The sequence below is a fragment of the Catenibacterium sp. genome, assembly GCF_052354645.1.
Lineage (GTDB): Bacteria > Bacillota_I > Bacilli_A > Erysipelotrichales > Coprobacillaceae > Catenibacterium > Catenibacterium mitsuoka_A.
Window position 1 is genome coordinate 1 of the sequence record NZ_DAWDDM010000164.1, and the last position, 4,515, is coordinate 4,515.

The following is a 4,515-nucleotide window of genomic DNA, read 5'->3' on the forward strand; positions in this document are numbered from 1 at the left end:
TCCTTATTTTTTTTATTATATGGATGTAGAAGCTTTTATATAGAAAGGGCAGGTAAAGAAGTAATGAAAGAAGTTATGATTGTTGTTGGTGCTGGTCAAACTAGTATGGCTATTATGAGAAGAATGGGCGCTGGTAAGAAAATTATTTTAGGTGACAAAAATATAGAAAATGCGAAGAATATTCAAAAAACAATGATTGATGCAGGATTTGATGTTGATATCATGAAAGTTGATTTATCAAGTAGAGAAGATATTCTAAAAACGATTGAAACAGCTAAAAGCTTTGGAAAAATCAAAATGTTGGTGAATGGTGCTGGTGTTTCGCCTTCACAGGCACCTATTGAATCTATTTTAAGAGTAGATCTTTATGGAACAGCTGTTTTATTAGAAGAAGTAGGAAAAGTGATTGAAGAAGGTGGCGTTGGCATTACAATTTCAAGTCAATCAGGTTTTCGTATGAAACAACTTACAGCTTCGGAAGATGAACAACTTGCTTGTACACCAACTGAAGAATTATTAGATTTAGATATTTTACAACCTGAAAATATTAATGATACATTACACGCTTATCAATTAGCAAAAAGATGTAATGAAAAACGTGTCATGGCTGAATCTGTTAAATGGGGTCAACGTGGAGCAAGAATCAATGCGATTGCACCAGGTATTATAGTGACACCTCTCGCAATTGATGAATTCAATGAACCAAGAGGAGATTTCTATAAAAACATGTTCTTAAAATGTCCAGCTGGTAGACCAGGAACAGCAGATGAAGTAGCAAATGTTGCTGAATTATTAATGAGTGATAAGGGTGCTTTTATTACTGGATCTACTTTCTTAATGGATGGTGGTGCAACAGCATCATATTATTATGGACCTTTAAAACCAGAAGGAGGAAAATAAAATGAATGATTTTCAGTTTCAAAACACTACAAAAGTATATTTTGGTAAAGACCAATTAGGTCATTTACATGAAGAAGTATTAAAGCACGGAAAGAATGTTTTAGTCGTATATGGTGGAGGATCTATCAAGAAAATAGGGCTCTATGATAGAGTTATGAATGAATTAAAGGAACATGATATTAACGTATATGAATTATCTGGTGTAGAACCTAATCCAAGACATACTACAGTGAATAAAGGAGCACAGATCTGTAGAGAATACAATATTTCAGTTATTCTTGCAGCAGGTGGAGGATCTACTATTGATGCATCTAAAGCAATTGCTGCTTTAACACTTACAGATACAGATGATTTCTGGGATTTAGTAGAAAAGAAAGTATCTTGGAAGGATGCTCTACCTGTTATCGCAATGCCTACTATTGCCTCAACAGGTAGTGAAATGGATAAATCATGTGTTATTGCGAATGTAGACAAGAATGTAAAAAGTGGTATTAATGGAGATATTTTAAGACCTAAAGCAGCCTTTTTAGATCCTACGAATACATTCACTGTTTCATCATATCAAACAGCATGTGGTGGATTTGATATCATGGCACATCTATTTGATATGAATTATTTTGTGAACAGTGATAAGTATCCACTTCAGTTTAATGTGGTTGAAACCTTACTAAAAACAATACGTGAACAACTACCAATCGCATTGAAAGAACTAGATAACTATACAGCAAGAGCAACACTATTATGGGCTGCTTCATGGGCATTAAATAGTTTCTGTACATCAGGATATAAAACACAGGCACAATTACATGCTCTCGAACAATTCTCTTCTACATATGATATGACTCATGGTAAAGGACTTGCGATTATTACACCTAAATGGATGACATATTTACTGAATAAAGATGAAACAGTAGCAAATGACTTTGCCCGTTTTGGAATGAATGTCATGGGTATAAAAGATTTAGGTAATGACATGGACAATGCTCTTGCAGGAATCGCTGCATTACAAAACTTTATTAAAGTTGAACTTCATTTGCCTGTAACACTAAGTGAATTAAACATCACAGATATAGACTTAGATGAATTAAAAGTAAAAGCATGTTATGGACAAGATTCATTGCCAATGGCCTATCGTCCTTTAACGCAGGAAGACTGTTTAAACATCTATAAGATGTGTTTATAATCAAAGAAGACTTACATCTAGTAACTATTAATAATCTACCTAGACTATTTTTCTTGAACTGAGCGTTAAGTATTGAGAATGTAAATTCTATTTACAAAAAATTGAATAATAAATTAGAAAATGTAAATGGCTTTTCATTTACATTTTTTTATATTCCAAAACCTTTTAAAATTAATAAACTAATAAATGTGTGTTGGTTTAAAAATACAGTCAAGGTAAAAGTTATACGGGTAGTCATAAAAAAGAAGAACTAATCTTTTTTAAGATGTTCTTCAATTATTTCATTATCTATTTCACGATTAAGTTCCACTCTTTTTGCAACATCAATCTTATAATCTAGATTCTCTTGATAGTTTAGAGAAAATAAGCATGAATAAAGAATATTTAAAATAATATTCATGGATTCTAAAGAGGTAAATCCAGCTATTTTAGAAAATGATTTCTCTCGAGTAGAAATATTTAATGATACTGTTGCTAGATTAGATAAGCTATTTTTACCAAGACTCGTAATCGCAATAATCGGAACTTTATTTTCCTTTAAAAAATGAGCTGTTTTTAAAAGAGTTGGTGTTTCTCCTGAATAAGATAAACATATAGCACACTCATCACTTGTAGTCATAATAGCATCTTGAAATTGATTATCCTGTATAGGTTCAATATAAGCTCTCTTATGAATACGATTTAATTTGAAAACAAACTCTTCACCAATGAAGTTTAAATTTGCGACAGCAAATACTTTAACAACACTCGCTTTTCTTAGAATTTGAACAGCGTTTTGTAAAGTATCGTGATGAATTAAAGAAGCAGTATCATTTGCACTTTCTATATGTAATTGGATTATTTTATGTGCAATCTGCATTATTGTATCTTGACTTGTAAAAGGATAATTAGAATCTATTTCTTGGAAGTGACTATTTAAATAAATCACTTCATCGAGAAATGCTTCTTTAAAATCAGACCATCCTTGAAAACCTAATTTATGAGCAATACGAATAACAGTAGAAGGGGCTGTATAGGTTTCATCACCAATCATTTTTGTAGAATAATTTTTGATTTGTTCTTGTTTTTCTAAAATAAAATGAATAATTGTTTGTTCATTATAGGAAAAGATATTTTGTTTCATTTTTTCTTGTAAAAGCATATTAGTACCTCTCTCTTTCATTATATAAGAAAAAAATTAAAAGGAGTAAAAAATGAGATTTTTAAAGCATTATCATGACAGTTATTTAAGCTATTTCTTAATGTACTTCTTCTTTTTCTTTAGTCTAGCATTCTTTTCAGGATTTATTTCAGTTTATTTAATGGATAAAGGATACAGTGCTTCGCAAGTAAGTTTTGTTGTTTCTTGTTCTTATATATTATCCGTCATTGTTCAGCCTTTTATTGGAAAACTTAATGATCAATATGAATCAAGATATGTTAATAGTATCTTATTGCTGGCTGCAGGAATGCTAGGAATCATCTTTATTTTTTTAAAGAATATTTATTTGATTACTGTTGCTTATAGCTTATTTCTAGCAATAACCAATGGAACAAATCCAATTATTGAGAGAATGGCTATACTATCAAGATTTAAATATGGTTCGATTCGTGTTTGGGCAACAATTGGTTATGCAGTAGCTACAATCATAGCTGGATTAATTTATAAAAATATAGGACCTTATAGTCTTTATATTTTCTTCGCAATAGGAGAATTATTATGTGTCATTGGTATTTTAGGAACACATAGTATTTTACCACCTATAGAAAAAATAGTAGAAAAAGTCTCAATGACATCTGTATTTAAAATCAAGCATATTCCATTTTACTTGATTATTGTTTGTTTATTTTATGGTGTTACCAATGTGCATCATCTTTATTTACCTGCGATGTTAAAACAAAGTGGTTTACCAATAAATTATGTTTCTAATGTTATCTTTGTTTCTACTTTATCAGAGGTACCTGTTATTCTATTATCACGTTTCTATATGAATCGTTTTACTAATAAACAATTATTAATGAGTTGTTTTATTTTACTAGTTATACAGTTCTTTACTTTTAGTTTTATCTCATCAGTCATTCTTCAAATTATTATTGTATTTCTTACGAAAACCGTCGCAACTATGGCTTTTGTTATGATCAATTTAAAAATCATTTCAACAATTGTTGATAATGCCAGACAAAATAGTGCGTTATCACTTGTTTCTGCCTGTAAAAGTTTTTCATCGATTTTATTTCAGATGTCAGCAGGATATTTGATTGATTTTACTGGTTATCAAATGTTTTATTTTGTATTATTTATTGGCAGTATTATTGGAATGATTCTTGTTTTCTTCTTTAACGTACCAACAAATAAAGAGTTAAAAGTATTTCACTAGGAGGGTTTTATGTTAAAATGTTATAAAAACAGTTATTTAAGTTATTTTCTCATGTATAATTTCTATTATTTATCA

At 30.0% G+C, this 4,515-nt stretch carries 4 protein-coding genes; 3 read left to right on the forward strand and 1 reads right to left on the reverse strand.

The genetic code is table 11. The annotated features are described in order from the left end of the window. Positions 1–63 precede the first annotated feature (63 nt). Positions 64–900, forward strand: coding sequence for an SDR family oxidoreductase (locus tag ACT8VG_RS07695; RefSeq protein ID WP_217106076.1), 837 nt, complete (start codon positions 64–66; stop codon positions 898–900). Between the two features lies 1 nt (position 901). Next, entirely contained in the window at positions 902–2,083 is a 1,182-nt protein-coding gene (locus ACT8VG_RS07700) for an iron-containing alcohol dehydrogenase (protein WP_444195552.1), read from the forward strand. 250 nt (positions 2,084–2,333) lie between these two features. Here ACT8VG_RS07700 and ACT8VG_RS07705 read toward each other — a convergent pair whose 3' ends face one another. Further along, on the reverse strand, positions 2,334–3,224 hold the full coding sequence (locus ACT8VG_RS07705) for a MurR/RpiR family transcriptional regulator (RefSeq protein WP_444195553.1): 891 nt from the start codon (positions 3,222–3,224) through the stop codon (positions 2,334–2,336). Between the two features lie 52 nt (positions 3,225–3,276). Here ACT8VG_RS07705 and ACT8VG_RS07710 point away from each other — a divergent pair, with 52 nt between their 5' ends. Continuing rightward, complete coding sequence (locus ACT8VG_RS07710; RefSeq protein WP_444195554.1) at positions 3,277–4,440, forward strand: MFS transporter; 1,164 nt, start codon at positions 3,277–3,279, stop codon at positions 4,438–4,440. The last annotated feature ends 75 nt before the right edge of the window (positions 4,441–4,515 follow it).

Excerpts from the sequence above, each read along its gene's own strand:
- ACT8VG_RS07705 (WP_444195553.1), bottom strand. The coding sequence starts at position 3,224 with ATGCTTTTACAAGAAAAAATGAAACAAAATATCTTTTCCTATAATGAA.
- ACT8VG_RS07695 (WP_217106076.1), top strand. The coding sequence starts at position 64 with ATGAAAGAAGTTATGATTGTTGTTGGTGCTGGTCAAACTAGTATGGCT.
- ACT8VG_RS07710 (WP_444195554.1), top strand. The coding sequence starts at position 3,277 with ATGAGATTTTTAAAGCATTATCATGACAGTTATTTAAGCTATTTCTTA.
- ACT8VG_RS07700 (WP_444195552.1), top strand. The coding sequence starts at position 902 with ATGAATGATTTTCAGTTTCAAAACACTACAAAAGTATATTTTGGTAAA.